General features: G+C 66.1%; 16 protein-coding genes. 5 read left to right on the forward strand and 11 right to left on the reverse strand.

The window, feature by feature from the left end; genetic code table 11:
- Window positions 1-131 precede the first annotated feature (131 nt).
- From ABIE56_RS21600 to ABIE56_RS21620, 5 genes are all read right to left on the reverse strand, one after another.
- Window positions 132-611: a VOC family protein gene (locus tag ABIE56_RS21600; RefSeq protein WP_429245870.1), complete on the reverse strand. Its 480-nt coding sequence runs from the start codon at window positions 609-611 to the stop codon at window positions 132-134.
- A 39-nt stretch (window positions 612-650) separates the two neighbouring features.
- Window positions 651-800 carry a hypothetical protein gene (locus ABIE56_RS21605; RefSeq protein ID WP_429245871.1) on the reverse strand — a complete coding sequence of 50 codons (150 nt, stop codon included), beginning with the start codon at window positions 798-800 and terminating at the stop codon, window positions 651-653.
- 59 nt (window positions 801-859) lie between these two features.
- Window positions 860-1765 (reverse strand): LysR family transcriptional regulator, encoded by a 906-nt coding sequence (locus ABIE56_RS21610; RefSeq protein WP_429245872.1) that lies wholly within the window; start codon window positions 1763-1765, stop codon window positions 860-862.
- Window positions 1766-1897: 132 nt separating this feature from the next.
- Window positions 1898-2866: a copper resistance protein B gene (locus ABIE56_RS21615; RefSeq protein WP_429245873.1), complete on the reverse strand. Its 969-nt coding sequence runs from the start codon at window positions 2864-2866 to the stop codon at window positions 1898-1900.
- Window positions 2863-4548, reverse strand: coding sequence for a copper resistance system multicopper oxidase (locus ABIE56_RS21620; RefSeq protein WP_429245874.1), 1686 nt, complete (start codon window positions 4546-4548; stop codon window positions 2863-2865). The genes ABIE56_RS21615 and ABIE56_RS21620 overlap by 4 nt, the downstream gene beginning before the upstream one ends.
- Window positions 4549-4678: 130 nt before the next feature.
- On the opposite strand from ABIE56_RS21620, the gene ligD reads away from it, so the two are divergent.
- Both ligD and ABIE56_RS21630 read left to right on the forward strand, forming a co-directional pair.
- Window positions 4679-7216 (forward strand): DNA ligase D, encoded by a 2538-nt coding sequence (gene ligD, locus ABIE56_RS21625; RefSeq protein ID WP_429245875.1) that lies wholly within the window; start codon window positions 4679-4681, stop codon window positions 7214-7216.
- 32 nt (window positions 7217-7248) lie between these two features.
- A complete protein-coding gene (locus tag ABIE56_RS21630; protein ID WP_429245876.1) occupies window positions 7249-8145 on the forward strand; it encodes an acyltransferase in 897 nt (298 codons plus the stop codon).
- Between the two features lie 12 nt (window positions 8146-8157).
- Here ABIE56_RS21630 and bla read toward each other — a convergent pair whose 3' ends face one another.
- From bla to ABIE56_RS21645, 3 genes are all read right to left on the reverse strand, one after another.
- Window positions 8158-8967, reverse strand: coding sequence for a subclass B3 metallo-beta-lactamase (gene bla / locus ABIE56_RS21635; RefSeq protein WP_429245877.1), 810 nt, complete (start codon window positions 8965-8967; stop codon window positions 8158-8160).
- A 156-nt stretch (window positions 8968-9123) separates the two neighbouring features.
- A complete protein-coding gene (locus tag ABIE56_RS21640) occupies window positions 9124-10203 on the reverse strand; it encodes a PepSY-associated TM helix domain-containing protein (RefSeq protein WP_429245878.1) in 1080 nt (359 codons plus the stop codon).
- Window positions 10203-12425, reverse strand: coding sequence for a TonB-dependent receptor family protein (locus ABIE56_RS21645; protein WP_429245879.1), 2223 nt, complete (start codon window positions 12423-12425; stop codon window positions 10203-10205). Before ABIE56_RS21645 ends, ABIE56_RS21640 begins: the two co-directional genes overlap by 1 nt.
- 139 nt (window positions 12426-12564) lie before the next feature.
- Between ABIE56_RS21645 and ABIE56_RS21650 the strand changes: the two genes are divergently transcribed.
- On the forward strand, window positions 12565-13536 hold the full coding sequence (locus ABIE56_RS21650; protein WP_429245880.1) for a GlxA family transcriptional regulator: 972 nt from the start codon (window positions 12565-12567) through the stop codon (window positions 13534-13536).
- A 6-nt stretch (window positions 13537-13542) separates the two neighbouring features.
- Here the strand turns inward: ABIE56_RS21650 and ABIE56_RS21655 are convergent, their stop codons facing one another.
- A complete protein-coding gene (locus ABIE56_RS21655; RefSeq protein ID WP_429245881.1) occupies window positions 13543-14163 on the reverse strand; it encodes a response regulator in 621 nt (206 codons plus the stop codon).
- 100 nt (window positions 14164-14263) lie between these two features.
- Here ABIE56_RS21655 and ABIE56_RS21660 point away from each other — a divergent pair, with 100 nt between their 5' ends.
- Window positions 14264-15088 (forward strand): DUF72 domain-containing protein, encoded by an 825-nt coding sequence (locus tag ABIE56_RS21660; RefSeq protein WP_429245882.1) that lies wholly within the window; start codon window positions 14264-14266, stop codon window positions 15086-15088.
- Window positions 15089-15118: 30 nt separating this feature from the next.
- On the forward strand, window positions 15119-15766 hold the full coding sequence (locus tag ABIE56_RS21665) for a DUF6348 family protein (protein WP_429245883.1): 648 nt from the start codon (window positions 15119-15121) through the stop codon (window positions 15764-15766).
- Between the two features lie 22 nt (window positions 15767-15788).
- Here ABIE56_RS21665 and ABIE56_RS21670 read toward each other — a convergent pair whose 3' ends face one another.
- The gene (locus tag ABIE56_RS21670) at window positions 15789-16223 is read right to left on the reverse strand and encodes a putative toxin-antitoxin system toxin component, PIN family (RefSeq protein ID WP_429245884.1); all 435 of its coding nucleotides are present in this window, start codon (window positions 16221-16223) and stop codon (window positions 15789-15791) included.
- On the reverse strand, window positions 16220-17227 hold the full coding sequence (locus tag ABIE56_RS21675) for an LLM class flavin-dependent oxidoreductase (protein WP_429245885.1): 1008 nt from the start codon (window positions 17225-17227) through the stop codon (window positions 16220-16222). The genes ABIE56_RS21670 and ABIE56_RS21675 overlap by 4 nt, the downstream gene beginning before the upstream one ends.
- Window positions 17228-17262: the final 35 nt, after the last annotated feature.

Genomic DNA, 17262 nt, shown 5'->3' on the forward strand with positions numbered 1-17262 from the left:
CGCGCCGCCGTGGGGCTCGTGCTTGGCGTCGGCCCGGCCGCCCCCCCCCCCCCCCCCCCGCGCGCCCGCGCGCCCCCCCCCCCCCCCCCCCCCCCCGGGGGGGGGGGGGGGGGCCCGGCCCCCCCCGCGATTCACGTGGCCGCGGCGCGCATCGCGGCGATATCGATCTTCGTCATGTGCATCAGCGCAGCAACCGAGCCGGGATTTTGCACGAGCGCCTCGATATCCACCGGGCAGATCTGCCATGACAGGCCGTACTTGTCCTTCAGCCACCCGCACGCCTGGGCCTTCGGATCACCGCCCTCCGATAGCTTGTTCCAGTAGTGGTCAATCTCCGTCTGGTCCTTGCAATGCACCACCAGGGACAGGGCCTCGTTGAACTTGAAGATGGGGCCGCCGTTGAGTGCCGTGACTGGCTCACCGTCCAGCTCAAATGCGGCGGTCATCACCGAACCTTCCGGGCGCCCGGAAGCGGCCGATGATTCTTTCGAATAGCGAGTGACTGCGGTGATCCGCGAGTTCGGGAAGATCGATGTGTAGAACGTCGCGGCCTCTTCGGCCTGGGTATCGAACCAGAGAAACGGGGTAATGCGGCGGAATGGACGGCTCATGGCGTGCTCCCTTTGTGGTGGCATCTACCCTTACGTCGATCAGCTGCCGCCATTTTCGACATCCGCATCGCGCTTGTGTTGCGGATCACCCGAGCCATGGTTCACTGGCTCCACCGGGCCCGGCGGCAGGCCATGGGTCGGGTCGCCGGAGCCCGTCGTGGGGTCGTCATAGGTTTCGCGCGGTGGCATGGCGGCACTCCCGGCAGGTCGGTCCACAGAGCGAACCACCCCGGCCGTCAACGCCGCGTTCACGCACGCCGGCCCAGCGCCACGCAGAAGTCCACGAAAGCCCGCACCTTGGGGGGCGCGTGTCGACGCGAGGGGTAGAACGCGTAGAGCGGAAAGGTCTCCTCGGCATGCTCGGGGAACAGTTCCACGAGGCGGCCATCCTCCAGCGCATCGCGGACACTCGCTTCCAGGACCTGGGCGATACCCGCACCCGCGACGCACAGGCCGTACATGGTCGCCGAATCCGTCACGAGAATCGGGCCCGTGGTCTCCACCACGGTGACCTTACCGCGGCGATGAAACTCCCACTCGAACGGCCGCCGGGTGACCGGGTCGCGGAACTGGATGCAACCGTGGGCCGCCAGCTCCTTTGGCGTACGCGGCTGGCCATGGGCGGCAAGATAGGCGGGTGCCGCTACCGTGAGCACACGCGTATCGAGCAGCTTGCGCGCCACCAGCGATGAGGACGGCGGCACACCGAACCGGACGGCCACATCGATGCCTTCCGCAACCAGGTCGCCCAGCTCGTCGCGGGTCACGATCTCGATCTCCAGCGCGGGATGCTGGGCCAGGAACGCCGTGAGCCTGGGTGCCACGATCAGGCGCGAAAACATCGGATCGAGGCTCACCCGGAGACGGCCGCGCACGGCCTGGGCATCGCCTGCCGCCGACAGAGCGGCGTCCTCGATGCCCGATAGCAACGGACCCACCTGCGCCACCAGCCGCTCGCCTTCGTCGGTGAGGTGCACTGAACGCGTGGTTCGCTGGAGCAGCCGCACGCCCAGCCGGGCTTCCAGGCGCCCGATGGCGCGGCTTACGCCGGAGGGCGAGAGGCCGAGCGCTTCGGCGGCGCGAGCGAAGTTGCCCGTTTCCACGACGGATACGAGGACGCTTAGGTTGCCGAGGAGGCGGCCGTCGTTGGGCATGGGAGGCGCTCGTGAGCTGGATGCATGAACGATCCGCCCCTGGTGCTGTTGAGTCAATAATGCCTCGCATCGGGCGCGCGCGCCTGTAGCGCACCGGTTTCGGCAATCGCGCGCAAGCGCGCTCCTACAGGGTTAGAACCAGAGGCGGAGGCCGGCGACCCAGCGGCGGTCCGTTATGCGGCGGCCCTGATCGGAAGCCAGGTCCGCCGTGCCGCCCGTAAGGTGTTCCCAGGCCACGCCGACGTACGGGGCGAAGGTCCGGGTGAACTCGTAGCGCAGGCGTAGCCCACCCTCCACGGATGAGATGCCGGACCTCAGCAGGCGGCGTTCGTCATCCTTGCCGTAGGCATTCACTTCCAGCTCGGGTTGCAGGATCAAGCGCTGGGTGATGCGCAGCTCGTACTCGGCGCGGACCCGCGCGGCGGTGCGCCCACCCTGCCCCACGTAGGCCGTGGCCTCAAGTTCGAACCAGTACGGCGCCAGGCCTTGCAAGCCGAAGGCGGCCCACTGCCGCTTCGGGCCTTCGCCGAAATCGCTGCGTACGCCGAGCTGGGTATCCCAGAACGTGGCGATGGCGTGGCTCCAGAACAGCTCGGCATCGCCGTCGTGCGGACGGCCGTCTTCGCGCTCGCCTTCGCTGCGAAACCATAGCTTGTCGCTGTCGTTGCCGTACCAACCCTCGGCTTCCCACGACTGGCCGTGGCCGCCCTGCCCTGAAAACGCTTCAAGGCGATCGAGCAATAGCATCGCGTTCGCTGCGGTGTCGTCCATGTCATGCATGGCCATGCCGTGCATCGACGCGGGGGCCACACCGTCGGACCAGTCGGGACTGCGCGCATCCGCGGGCGCGCTGCCGCCCTGCATCGCGCCCATCTTCATGTCGCCCATGCCGCCCATATCGTGCGCGTCGCTTTGGCCATGCATGCCGGCCATGTCGTGGCCGGCATGCGGGTCCTGTACAGCAGGCGCGCCCTGTGCCGACGACGCGGGCTGCGCGGCATCATGATGCATGGCGGCATGGTCCATGCCTTCCATCGCCGGCATCTCCTGCGCAAATGCGGCGAACGGGTACCACGCGGCGACCAACCACCAGCGCCTCATGACACCACCACTTCGCGGAACATGCCCGCTTCCATGTGGTACAGCATGTGGCAATGGAACGCCCACCGCCCGGGGTTGTCGGCCGTGACCGCATAACTCACCTGCTGCGCGGGCTGCACGTTGACCGTGTGCTTGCGAACCTGGAACGCTCCGCCCGGTGTTTCCACATCGCTCCACATGCCATGCAGGTGGATGGGGTGGTTCATCATGGTGTCGTTGACGAGCGTCACGCGCAGGCGCTCACCCTTTCGGAAGTGCACGGGCTTCGCCTGCGAGTACTTCAGGCCATCAAAGCCCCACGCGAAACGCTCCATATTTCCGGTGAGGTGCAGTTCGATCGTGCGCGACGGCTCGCGCGTATCGTACGCGCCGCCCACCGAGTGCAGGTCCGCATACGTCAGTACGCGATGCGTGCGTTCGCGCAGGCCCGCGCCAGGGTCATCCAGATTGGTGCGCGGCATGTCCACGCGCATATCCACGTTGGGGCCGTATTCCGTGCTGGCGTGGTGCGCCATCACCATGGCGCCATCGGTCGCGTCCCCAGCCATCGATCCCATCATGTCGCGCATGGCCAGCCGTGGCCGTGGATCGAGCGCCGGCACCTCGGCGCGCATGCCAGTTCGCGGCGCAAGCGTGGCGCGCGCATAACCGGAGCGATCGATGGACTGGGCGAAGACCGTGTAGGCACGGTCTTCCGTGGGCGTGACCATCACGTCGTAGGTCTCGGCGGCGGAAAGCCGCAGTTCGTCGACATCCACCGGCAGCACATCCTGGCCATCGGCCGCGACGACCTGCATGCGCAGGCCGGGGATGCGCAAATCAAAGATCGAGTTGGACGAGCCATTGATGAGGCGCAGGCGCACGCGCTCGCCAGGCTTGAATTCACCGGTCCAGTTTCCCGCCGGCGCCGTGCCGTTTACCAGGTACGTGTACGTGCTGGCCGAGACATCGGCCAGGTCGGTCGGGTTCATCCGCATCTGGTTCCACATGCGGCGCATGGCGACCGCATCGTGAAAGCCCTTCTCTCGTGCGTCGCGCAGGAAGCCTGCAAGCGTGGGCTGCCCATCATTGTAGATATCCGAGCGGGTGCGCAGCTTCGCATAGACGCGCTCCGGGTCTTCATCGGTCCAGTCGCTGATCAGGATCACGTGCTCGCGATCCGCCGGATAGCGCTCACCACCGGCCGGCTCGATAACGATCGCCCCGTACAGGCCACTCTGTTCCTGGAAGCGGCTATGTGCGTGATACCAGTAGGTGCCCGCCTGCCTCGCGGGAAAGCGATAGGTGAACCGGGACCGCGCCGGGATGCCATCGAAACTCAGGCCCGGCACGCCATCCTGATCCGCGGGCACGATCATGCCGTGCCAGTGGATGGAGGTGATGGTATCCAGCTGGTTCTCGATCGCGATGCTCACGTCGTCGCCTTCGCGCCAGCGCAGCGTCGGCCCGGGCACGCCTCCACCCAGGGTGACCGCCTGGCGGGCGCGCCCGGTGAAGTCCACCGCTGCCTCGCTCACCGCCAACTGGAACGCGGGCCCCTGCAGGCTGGCCACGCGCGGCAGCGGTGCCTGCGCAAGCACCGGGCGTACGGTACCGGTAGCGAGGCCCACCCCCGCCACGGCCAGGCCCTGGACAAAGCGGCGGCGCGCAGGATCAAAGGGGGCAAGACGGGAGCCGTGCATGGGGTGCGAACATCCGGTGACGTGACTGGGACCGCGAGCGTAGCCATGCCACGCGCGCGCCGACAACTCTGGAGAAGGCTCCGTGCGGGCTGCACGGCCCGTTCACCACCACGCTTCAATCATCCTTGCCATGAGCCTGCAGGAATACCGGAAGAAACGCGACTTTGGGCGGACGCGTGAGCCCGCCCCGGAACGGTCAGCGCGCACCGGGCGGACCATCTTCGTCGTGCAACTGCACCACGCATCGCGCCGGCATTTCGATTTCCGGCTGCAGGTGGGCGACGTGCTGCGCAGCTGGGCTGTGCCGAAGGGCCCCAGCTTCGACCCAAAGGTGAAGCGGCTAGCCGTCGAAGTGGAAGACCACCCCCTGTCTTACGCCGAGTTCGAAGGCGATATCGACGAAGGTTATGGCAAGGGGCACGTCGATACATTTGATCGTGGCGTGTGGTCGTCTGCCGGCGATGTCGAAGCGCAGCTCGCGAAGGGCCACCTGAGTTTCGAATTGTTCGGCAAACGCCTGAAAGGTGCCTGGCACCTGGTACGTAGTGGCAAGAAGGAACGCCAGCCTGCATGGTTCCTTATCAAGGCCGCCGACGCGTACGCGGGGGATGTGGAGGCTGACGACCTGCTGGACAAAACGATGCGAGAGAGCACCCGGAAGGCGGCAAAAACACCGGCAACGAAAGCGGCTGCAACGAAGAGCACCGCACGCAGGAAGGTGGCACCAAGGGCTCGACGCGTGCCGCTGGCTTCGCTCAGCAAGGCAGCCGGGGCCATCAAGGGCGCGAAGAAAGCGCGATCCAGCACGGCATTCTTTGCGCCACAGCTGGCGCGCCTGCGCGAGACGCCACCTCAGGGCGACGCCTGGCTGCACGAAGTGAAGTGGGACGGTTATCGCATCCTTACCGGTATCTCCAGGGGCGAAGTCAACGTGTGGTCACGCAACGCGCTTCCCTGGAACGATCGCATCCCGGAGATCGTGCAGGCTATTGAAGCGCTGGGCCTGGACAGTGCGCGTCTCGATGGCGAACTGATCGCGCTCGACGCGAACGGCCGCAGTGATTTCAATGCACTGCAGAAGACACTCGCAGGCGAAGCGCAGGCACCGCTGGTGTACATGCTTTTCGATATGCCGTTCCTGCAAGGCTATGACCTGTCGCGAACCGCGTTGTCCGAGCGCAAGGCGTTACTGGAACGCCTGCTGGCGCACGCGCCACCGCACCTTGGCTACAGCGGCCACAACATGGGCGATGGGGACGCCGTGTTTGCCATGGCCATGGAGCAGAAGCTCGAAGGCATCATTTCCAAGCGCGTTGACGGGCCTTACCACAGCGGCCGAAACGATGACTGGCTGAAGATCAAACGCCTTGAAGCGGACGAGTTCGCCGTGATCGGCTACACGCCTGCGAAGGGCTCACGACTTTCGTTCGGTTCACTGCTGCTTGCCAAACCGGGCACGAAGGGGCGCTGGACCTACATCGGCCGTGTCGGCACCGGCTTTACCGATGAGATGCTGCGCGATCTCGGCAAAACGCTTGCGAGAGGCGGGCAAAAAGCGCCACCCGTGCCGCTGGATGGCATTGACCCCCTGCTCCGCGGCGCCCTATGGGTCAAACCCACCGTGGTGGCTGAGGTCTACTACCGTGGCATCGGCAACCTGGGCCTGCTGCGCCAGCCCAGCCTGAAGGCGTTGCGCATCGACAAGGCACCGAAGGATCTGCGCGATAGCGATCGCCGCACCGCCGCCTCCCCCGAACCAAAGAAGCCCGTGAGGACGAAGCCCGTGGCGACCGATGAGATCACGATTACCCACCCCGACCGGGTGGTGTACCCGGACGATGGGATAACCAAGCAGGACGTGGCCGATTACTACAAAGCGGTCATGCCATGGTTCCTGCCACCGGTGGCCGACCGGCCCATGCCCATGTTGCGTTGCCCGGGAGGTATCGGCGAGCACTGCTTCTTCCAGAAGCACATGATCGCCGGCCTGCACCATGTCGGTTCGGCAAAGCTCAAGGAGGAAACCGGTGCGCAAGCCGTTTACCTGTATCCGAAAGATGAGACCGGCCTGTTGGAACTGGTGCAGTTCGGCGCGATCGAGTTCCACCCGTGGGGCTCGCACGTCAAGACACCGGACGTCGCCGATCGGGTGATCTTCGACCTTGATCCGGGTGATGGCGTGGCGTGGAAGCGCGTGGTGGCGGCAGCACGTATGGTTAGGGATTCTCTCAAGCAACTCGGGCTGACATCCTTTGTCCGCACCACCGGTGGCAAGGGGCTGCACATCGTGGTGCCGCTGGCCCCGGGCGCGGACTGGGATACCGTTCGCACGTTTGCCCGCGGCTTCGCGGAGGCGCTGGCCCAGGCGCACCCGCTGGAGTTCGTGGCCACGGCGGCGAAGAAAGTGCGCGGCGGCAAGATCTACCTGGATTACCTGCGCAACGGCCGCGGGGCTACCGCGGTCGCCTCCTACTCGCTACGCGCCCGCCCGGGCGCACCGGTGGCGGTCCCGCTGCGCTGGGAGGACCTGGGCAAGCTCAAATCCGGCGCGGACTTCACCATCCACTCCGTACCCAAACGCCTGGCCCGGCAGAAGAAAGACCCCTGGGAGGGCATCGACAAGGTGCGCCAGAGCCTGGATGACGTCGTGGAGCGGCTGGGCCTGTAGACTTGGCGATTCCTAATCCGAACCCAAGCCCCATGTTCGCCTCGCTACCGGTCTTCCTGCGCGTCCCCCTTGCCTGCCTGTTCCTGCTGGGCAACACGGTGCTGCACGTGACACCGCTGCTCCTGCTTTCGCTGGTACGCATGGTGTTGCCGCTGCGCGGGCTGCGCACGGCGTGCGGCAAAGCTTTGGTGGGTATCGCCGAGAGCTGGCTCAGCTTCAATGGATGGTTGTGGGGTGCGTTCACCCGCACGCGCTGGACGATCGATGGCGTGGATGGCCTGGCGCCGCGCGATAACTATCTGGTGGTGTGCAACCACCAGAGCTGGATCGACATCCCCGCCCTTCAGAAAATCTTCAACCGACGCATCCCGTTCATGCGCTTCTTCCTGAAAAGCCAGCTGATCTGGGTACCGTTGCTAGGCCCGGCCTGGTGGGCGCTGGATTTCCCCTTCATGAAACGCCATTCGCGCGAAGAGCTGGCAAAGCATCCGGAGCTGAAATCGCGCGACCGCGATGCCACGCGCCGTGCATGCGAGAAGTTCCGCCACGTCCCCGTGGCGATCATGAACTTCACGGAGGGCACCCGCTTTACGCAGGCCAAGCACGACGCGCAGAAATCGCCGTACACGCACCTGCTGCGCCCGAAGGCGGGCGGCGTGGCCTTCGTGGTGGATGCCATGGGTGATGCGATCCGCCACATGCTGGATGTGACCATCGTGTACCCCGATGGCCCCGGTTCCATGATGGATATGATCGCCGGGCGCATCCGCGAGATCCGCATCCACGTGCGCAAGCTGCCGCTCATGGACAGCATGCGTGGCGATTACGAGAACGACAGCGCGTTCCGCGAACGTTTCCAGGCCTGGATCAACCAGCTGTGGCAGGACAAGGACGAGCGCATCACCCAGATGCTCGCCAGGTCCACGTAACCGCTCCCGCGGTTACCTGGCTTCTTCTTTCAGCTTTTCCTTGAGGCGGTCGCGGCCGGCCTGCGCGTAGCTCTTGCAGGTCTCGCCTTCGCCCTGTTCGGGATGCGGCGTGACCAGGATGTCGCACGGCAGTGCGGCGACGCGATCAAACGTCTTCCAGTACGCGGCGACGTAAGCGGGGTGATCGCTGTAACGATAGGTGCCGGATGAGAACGCGAACAGGCTATCCGCGTAGGCGATGTGCTTGCACGTGCTGCCTTCGCAAGCATCCCACGTCCATGCGGTGCCACCGGGCGTATGGCCCGGCGTGATGTGTGCCGTAAGCTTCAACGGGCCGACCGTGACCACCTTGCCATCCGTGATATCACCGGTCACCGGGAACACTGGATACGCGTCCTTCGAGCCCGGCGTGTACTGCGGATCATCCGGGTCGTGTCCCCCCAGCCGCATCGCCTTCGCTCCCGCTGCGGTGGCGCGCACGGTGGCGCCACTGTCCTTCGCCAGCTGGCCGATGGCCCCCGCGTGGTCATGGTGCGCGTGCGAGTTGAGGATGAGCTTGATGTCCTCGACACGGAAACCCAGCTTGCGGATGTTCGCCTCGATCAGCGACGCGTTCTGCGTCCACGTGCCATCGATAAGGATGTGCCCTTGCGGCGAGGTGATGAGAATGGACGACAGCCCCTTCGTACCCACCTGGTAGGTGTTGCCGTAGATCACGTGCGGTGCAGCCGGCTCGCTCCACTCGGGAACCGGCGCGGTCGGTGACTGTGCGAAAGCGGGCAGGGTGGCTAAAGCGGCGATGAGGGGCAGGGTGCGGCGCATGGTCGTGATCCTGGCGGGTTGAGCGCGCAGGTTACGAGCCGCAAGAGCCGAAACCCGGGCAATAGCATGACTCTTTGTAGGAGCGCGCTTGCGCGCGATGGGTGCTTGCGACAGAACCATGGCCTGGGGGCACGCCTATCGCGCGCAAGCGCGCTCCTACAGGTGCTTGCGGCGTTGGCGGGCGCGCCAGAACAGGAAGCCGGTGACCAGCAGGAAGCTCGGCAGCAGGCCGGTGATACAGGCTAGCGTGCGCCACACGATGCCACCCACGGCGGCGGAATGGATCGGGAACAGGGCGTTGGCCAGGCGGCCACCCGGGCCCAGTTTCGTCGCATCCTCACCGCCGATCACGCTGGCGTCGTGGCCGTTGATGAACAGCGTGCTGCGGCCCGCCAGGTTCCATTCGCCCGCGCGGCGCACGCGCATGGCGATAGTGCCGGAATCCTTGCCCGGCAGGGTCACGCGGGTGAGTTCCGCATCGGGTGCGGCGGCGCGGGCCGATGCCAGCACGGCCGCCCAATCTGGCTTGCCATCCAGCGGTGCGGTCTTCGGCGGCTTGGCCGGCGCCTTCTCGCCAAATGCCGCGGCAAGGCCATTACGTACCGCACCGCGATACGCCATGGTGGTGCCGGTGCCGATCATCACAATGAGCAAGGGCAGGGCAACCACGCCCACGGCGCGGTGAAAGCTCGCCCAGCGCAGCACCGGCGGATTCGCGTGCGGCTTGAGGTGCTTGAGCGCACGCTGGCGCCCAGGCCAGTACAGCCACACGCCCGAGAACAGCATGAACAGCCCGGTGCACGCGACCACGCCGAGCACCGTCTCGCCCACGTCGCCGGTCAGCAGGTGGGTGTGCCAGTCCAGCAACGTCAGCAGCACATCGCCACTCTTGTGCCGGGTAAGCAGTAGCTCGCCGGTGGTGGCATCGAAATACAGCCGGTCACCACCGCGTGCCTGTGCTTCCCACACGGGCATCTCGGCGTCCGGCAGCGAAAGGCCACGCAAGCCCTTTGCCTGCGGCGAAGCCAGCACGGTGTCGAGCGAACGAGCCTGGGTGGCAAGCGCGGGGAGCGGCCGGGATACGAGCTCAGGATGCCCGGCCGCGAACAGCGGCTGCTCCCACAGCAGCACGCTGCCGGAGAGCGTCACCAGCGCCAGCAGCAAGCCAAGCGACAGGCCCAGCCACAGGTGCAGGGTCTTCAGGGTGCTGCGGAATCGGCGCGGGCGAGGGGTCATCAGAAATCCACGGAAGCCTGGACAAAGTAGGTACGCGGCATACCGACGTAGAGGCCGTCGTTGTTATCGGTGGAGCGGGTGAAGTAACGGCGGTCGAACAGGTTCTTGACGCCCACGCCCACCCGCAGGTTCGAGAGCGACGGGCCAAACGCATATTCACCGCGCGCGTTCCAGGTCGTCCAGCCCGGGATATTGCCCAGGTCGCCATCTGCCGAGGGTTCGGTCACGTATTCGGTGGGGTTGGCCGGATCGAAGCTCGGCGAGCCCGGCGAATGCTGGCGCGATTGCGAGAACGCATCCAGGTTGAACGTCCACGCGGCCACGTTGTAGCGCAGGCCAAGGTTGGCCGTGCGCCGCGAATAGAACGGCAGGTCCTTGCCGGCGAACGAGCCATGCTTGTAGAACGCATGCGTATACGTGGCCGTGCCCCACAGCGTCAGGCCTTCGAGTGCATCGGCGAACGAACCGAAGTCGAGGTGCGCCGACGTTTCCACACCCTTGTGCGTGGTGGCACCCAGGCTGGTCCAGCCTTCGTACGAATCCGGCACGTTGGGCAGCTTGCCCACCAGCTGCAGCTCGTGATCGAAGTTGATGCGGAACAGGCTGACCTCGCCGCCCCAGGCCTTGTCGTCGTAGCGCGTACCGATTTCATAGGTGCGGGCGAGCTCGGGTTCCAGGCCCTGCGCGAACTGGCCAGTGGAATCCTTCTGGCCGATCTGGAAGTACTGCAGCGAACCGAACGAGGTCTCCGCGTTGGCGTACAGCTTCCACGCTTCGCTCAGGTGGTACATGACATTCAGCGAGGGCAGCGGTTTGGAGTACTCCTCGCGGCGCTCGCTCGGGCCTTTCACGATCACCGTGCTGCTCGGGTGTGCTTGCCATTCACTGCGAATGCGCTCGTAGCGCAGGCCCGGCGTGATCGTCCAGTCGCCCGCGTTGATCGTGTCATCGATATACACGGCATGCGCTTCGTTGCTGCCGGTGTTGTTGCCCGAGAGCACGTAAGCGCCGCTGTACGGATCGCCGGTGAACGGCGTGTACCAGAGGTTCGACGTGAACTTGTTGTTGCGATACGTCTGCTCGTGCATGGCCTCGCTGGTGTAGCGGTAGCCGATGCCGATCTCGTGCGTGACCTGGCCCCAATCGAACAGCTGCGAATAACGCGGCTCGATCGCGAACACGTGGTAGTTGCGCGGGTAGGCGTTGAGCTGGTGCGTGTAGCTGCCGTTCGGGTTCTCGGTGATGGTCTCGATATGGCTTCCACGGAAGCTATCGGAGTAATACGACTGCACTTCGAACGAGCGTCGGTCTTCGACGTGGCTGTACTTCACCACGTAGTCCGTACGGCGGCCGTGGAAATCATCGTACGGGCGGCGCGACTGGAACGGATCGGCATCGTAATCGGCCTGGGTGAGGCCGCCCGGCATGCCCGCCTGGCCGTCGTAGTGGTGGATGCTGCCGGTGAGCGTGTCTTCGCTGGTGATGGCGTACTTCGCCTTCAGCATCACATCGTCGATGCTTTCGTTGTCTTCATGCTCGCGGTAGCCCGGGCCGTGCAGGCCGTTGTAGAGCAAGGCGATGCCCAGGCCCTTGTCGGTGGTGCCGCCCACGAACGCATTGGTGTTGGTGCGGATGCCGCCGTGCTCGCTGCCCTGGAACTGCACGCCCGCGCTGCCGCCGAACGTTTCGGGGATATCGCGGGTCACGAAGTTGATGATGCCGCCGACGTTCTGCGGCCCGTAGCGTACGGAGCCGCCACCGCGCACGACATCGACCGCCTGCAGGTTGCCCAGGCCCACCGGGGCCATGGAGACCTGCGGCTGGCCGTACGGGGCCACGGCCAGCGGCACGCCATCGAGCAGGATGGTGGAGCGTGGCGACAGGCGCGAGGTGAGGCCGCGCACGCCGACGTTGAGCGAGACATCGCTGCCGCCCGTGCCATTGCTCTCCTGCACCTGCACCCCGGGGATGCGGCGCAGCGCATCGCGCAGGTTGGTAGCGCCCGCTTCGCGCAGTTCCTCACGGCGTACCACGGTGCGCGCCCCCGGGTGGTTCTGCACCACGTTCTGCTGGGCATCCCCCAGCCAGTCGCCGACCACCTTTACGCCCTCCAGGTTGGTGGGGCTGGGCGGCGGCGGGGCGGCGGTATCCTGGGCGGCGGCGGCGCGCGCGACAAGGGCGCCGGCCAGCGCGACGGCAAGGACGGTAGGGCGGATGGACATCGGGTGAACCTTGGGGAAAGGGGGGGGCGAAAGGTGTTAATCGTAAATACGACTGATTATCAGATCAAATCCGTCATCACATCGGCGGGAAATCCGGCGGTAATTGATACGGAATGCCATATCCAGCCATAATCGGCCCATGCCCAAGCCCCTGGCCATCGCGATCGTCGCGCCACCGGGCGTCCAGATGCTGGACGTCTCCGGCCCCGCGGATGTTTTCGCGGAGGCGAACCGCCAGACGGGGCGCGAGTTCTACAAGGTGCTGACGGTGGGCACGGCACCTCTCGCGGTAGCCGCCTCGTCGGGCATGCGTTTCCTGCCCGACCGCAGCACCCAGGACGACATCACCGTAGTGGATACCTTGCTGGTGGCCGGCTCGCCGGACCTGGCCAACGCCGCGACCGACCTGCACACGCTCGACTGGCTGCAGGCCCATGCCGTGCGGGCGCGCCGCTATGGCTCGATCTGCAGCGGCGCCCTGCTGTTCGCCCAGACCGGCTTGCTGGATGGGCGCCGGGTGACCACGCACTGGAAGGTCGCCGAGCTGCTCGGGCGCCGCCACCCCTCCCTCACCGTCGAGGCCGATGCGTTCGTGGTCCGCGACGGGCCCGTGTGCACCGCCGCCGGGGTCACGGCCGGCATGGACCTGGCCATCGCCCTGGTGGAAGAGGACCTGGGCCGCGACGTGGCCATGGCGGTCGCCGCCGAACTGGTGGTGTTCTACCGCCGGCCGGGCGGCCAGATGCAGTTCAGCCGGCATGGCGAGGCCGCCCCGGCGGGGCGCGGCGCCCTGCAGGAGCTACAGCGCTACGTGGCCGCCCATCCCGGCGAGGATCATTCGGTGCCGGGCATGGCGGCGCGCGCAGGCATGAGCCCGCGACACTTCGCTCGCGTCTTCCACCGCGAGGTCGGGATGACGCCTGCCGAGTTCGTGGAAACCATGCGCGTGGAAGCCGCACGGCGCTGGCTGGAAGAAGGCCACGACACGCCCAAGCGGGTCGCCGCGAAGCTGGGCTACGCGGACGCCAACGGCCTTCGGCGGGCCTTCATGCGCCGGCTTGGCGTCACTCCTGCGGATTACCGCAAGCGATACGCACACGCGCGCACCTGAGGCCCATCAGAGCTCGATGATGCCGCGGCGGAGCGCGATGGCCACCGCGTGGGTGCGATCGTTGGCCTGCAGCTTGGCCAGGATGCTCTTCATGTGCGCCTTCACCGTTTCTTCCGCGATGCCCAGCGTCGTGGCGACATCACGATTGGCCGCGCCCGTGGCGACATGCGTCAGCACCTGGGTCTCGCGAGGGGTCAGCTCATCATCGTTGGCGTGGCCGGCGATCTCGCTGGCGATCTCGTCCGGCACGCGGCGTTTCCCATCCATCATCTGGGTGATGGTGCTGAGCATGTCCTTGCGCAGTTCACTCTTCAGCAGATAACCCTGGGCGCCGGCGCGAAAGGCGCGCAGCGCCTGCACATCGCCACGGTACGTGGTGAGCACGAGGATCCGTGCATCAGGAAACTCCGCACGGATAGCCTCGATCGCCGCGATGCCACCCATGCCGGGCATCTGCAGGTCCATCAACGTCAGGTCGGGGCGCAACTGACGATAGCGCTCGATCGCTTCCTCGCCCGTACTGGCCTCGGCGACCAGCTCCAGCCCGGCCTGGCCTTCCAGCACGGCAGCGATTCCCTCGCGCAGGAGAGGATGGTCGTCGACAGTCATGATGCGGATGGTGGGCATGGCGCTGAGGTGGCAAGGTCTGGGGCAGGAGTATGGCCGATCCGCTCCCGTACGGCATGCAACGACATGTCCTCCACCCGCCACCTGCGAGCATGCAACGATGATGGCCGAGAAAAAGCAGCGCGCTAAACAGGGTAACGTCCGTACCGGCATGGGCGGCTGGACGTTCGCGCCGTGGCGCGGGCTCTTCTACCCGGATGACCTGGCCCAGAAACGCGAGCTCGAGTTCGCCAGCCGCCAGGTCAGCGCGATCGAGATCAATGGTACGTACTACCGCGCGCCTGCCCCGGAGATCTACCGCCAGTGGGCCGCCACCGTGCCTGACGGATTTGTCTTTTCGGTCAAGGCGCCGCGGCACATCGTGCAGACGAAGGCGCTGGCATCGACGGGTGAGCGGGTAGGGCGCTTCCTCGAAGGCGTCGCCGCGCTAGGCGACCGGCTTGGCCCGGTGCTCTGGCAGTTCCTGCCCACACGTGTGTTCGATCCGGACGACATCGCCGCGTTCCTCACGCTGCTGCCGGATGCCATCGACGGCGTGCCGTTACGCCACGCAGTGGAAGTGCGCCACCCCAGTTTCCTCGACCCACGCTGGCTGGAACTCGCCCGCGCACGTGGCATCGCCACCGTGTACACCGATTCGCCCGATTACCCGAACCTGGCGGACCTGACCGGCCCCTTTGTGTACGCCCGGCTGATGCGTAGCCAGGCTAACCGCAAAACCGGCTATACCGCGCCAGCCCTGGCCGAATGGGCCTCGCGGGCTGCCACCTGGGCTGGGGGTGGGGATCCGGCCGACTTGCCCCACGTAGGCAAGGCTGCCGTCGGGGGCGTGCCAAGGGATGTGTTCGTTTTCTTTATTTCCGCGGCGAAGGAACGCAACCCCGCCGCCGCGATGGCACTCGGCGAACTCGCCGGGGCCGCATAATGTCTCCCACTGATCTTTTGCGGAACCTCCATGGACCGACTTATCCAGAACCACCTCATCGATCTCTTCGCCGAACACGATATTGGCCTGGAGCCGGACGAGGACTGGCTGCTCACCGAGGGTGACGATTTCCCCGCCATTCGCGGCATATGGCACGAGGGCAAGGACGGCGGCATGGGCCGGCTGGACCTGGATATCGTGCTGGATGAAGAACGCACCATCGAAGAGAGCTTTGGCGGTATCGGCACGGGCAAGGCCGGTTGCCGTGACGCGCTGGATAGCTTCGCGCGCAACGATTTCTTCGTCGTGCTCGCCGCGTGCTGGCACCAGGTGGAAAAGAAGAAGCTGGCCGTGCGCGAGATGAACGCAGGCGCTCACCGCTTCACCGCCTACATCGGCGATTTCACGCTGCGCGGCGAAAGCGATGCGCCGATGGAGATCCCGGAGGATGGCCTGTCGGCCCTGGAAGCCGCCATCGCCACCGCGCCGCTTACCAACGACGTGCACTGGATCCGTGTGTTCTACGGCAACGTGGGCGACGGCAAGACCCAGGTCGAGGTGCTGCTGGATAACGAGCCGTGGGCAGCCGGCCACAAGGCCATCGCCTCGGTGGACTGGCCGCAGCACGAGCGCTATTACAGCCTGCGCAATTTCATCGCGCTGGTCCCACTGGACTAAAGGCCGCTCCTACACGCACCGGTTAATCCGCATCGCGGAATGCCGGCCACTCTTCCGGGCGCATGATCTCGAATAGCCCTTCGCGTTTCGTACGGCGGCCGAGGCGTAGCACCTCGGCATCGCGCGAGAACAGGATCGAAGCGCGTGTGGACGTGGCGAGTTCCAGGAATTTCTGGTCGTCGGGATCCTTGCAGCGTGGCGGTGCACGTTCGCACGTCGCTTTCGGCAACACGCGCACCAGCGTATCGAAGCGGGAGAGCGCTTCAGCGCGGCGCGCGTCATCGAGCTTCAGCGCCGGATAATCCAGCACGGCCAGCCATTCCTGCCGGCAATCGTCACGCGTCACGGCTTCCACTTCGCCACCTTCGATCGCCGCGACAAGCGTCGCGGCGCGGGGATCGGAGAAAACAAACGCATCCAGGCATACGTTCGTGTCGAGGACGACCCTTACCGTCATGCAGCGGCTTCCGTGGCCAGCCGGGCGTGCTGCTGGGCCACCAGCGTGTACGAGTGCTTGCGCGCCTCGTGGTCGAACACCTGGGCGGTGATGATCAGCTCATCGGCCTGGGTGCGCTCAATGAACGCTGCAAGGCCCTCGCGCACCGTATCGGGCGAGCCGACCACTGCGCACGACAAGGCATGATCCACCTGCGCCTTCTCCATCGGGGTCCAGATGCCTTCCATGCTGTTCACTGGCGGCGGCAGCTGGCCCGGCGCACCGCGGCGCAGGTTCCAGAACGCCTGCTGCTGCGAGGTGAACAGGCGCTGCGCCTCCTGGTCGGTATCGGCCGCGACCACGTTGATGCCCAGCATCGCGTACGGTTTGGCCAGCACCGCCGAGGGGCGGAACATGGTGCGGTACACCTCGAGTGCCTGCATCATCAGGTCGGGCGCGAAGTGCGAGGCGAAGGCGAACGGCAGGCCCAGTTCGGCCGACAGGCGCGCACTGAACAGGCTCGAGCCCAACAGCCACAGGGGCACGTTCGTGTCGATGCCGGGCACGGCTCGCACGCTCTGCCCGGGCTGCAGGGGACCAAGGTAGTGCTGCAGCTCGACCACATCGTCCGGGAAACGATCGTCGCTCGGGCCCATCGCGCGGCGCAGGGCGCGCGCCGTCGCGTAGTCCGTACCGGGCGCCCGGCCCAGGCCAAGGTCAATACGGCCCGGGTACAGCGAGGCCAGCGTGCCGAACTGCTCGGCAATCACCAGCGGGGCGTGGTTGGGCAGCATGATGCCGCCGGAGCCCACGCGAATCGTCTTCGTCGCCTCGGCGATATAGCCAATGACCACCGCCGTCGCGGCGCTGGCAATGCCGGTCATGTTGTGGTGCTCGGCCAGCCAGTAGCGATGGAAGCCAAGGGCTTCGGCATGCACCGCCAGGTCGCGCGAGTGCCGCAGGGCGTCGCCGGGGGTGGAACCGCGTGGCACCGGGGCCAGGTCGAGGACGGAAAACGGAATCATGGGCGCAATCCTTGGGGTGCGACGGGCACCGATCT

This window comes from Luteibacter sp. 621, assembly GCF_050435445.1.
In the GTDB taxonomy this organism is placed as follows: domain Bacteria; phylum Pseudomonadota; class Gammaproteobacteria; order Xanthomonadales; family Rhodanobacteraceae; genus Luteibacter.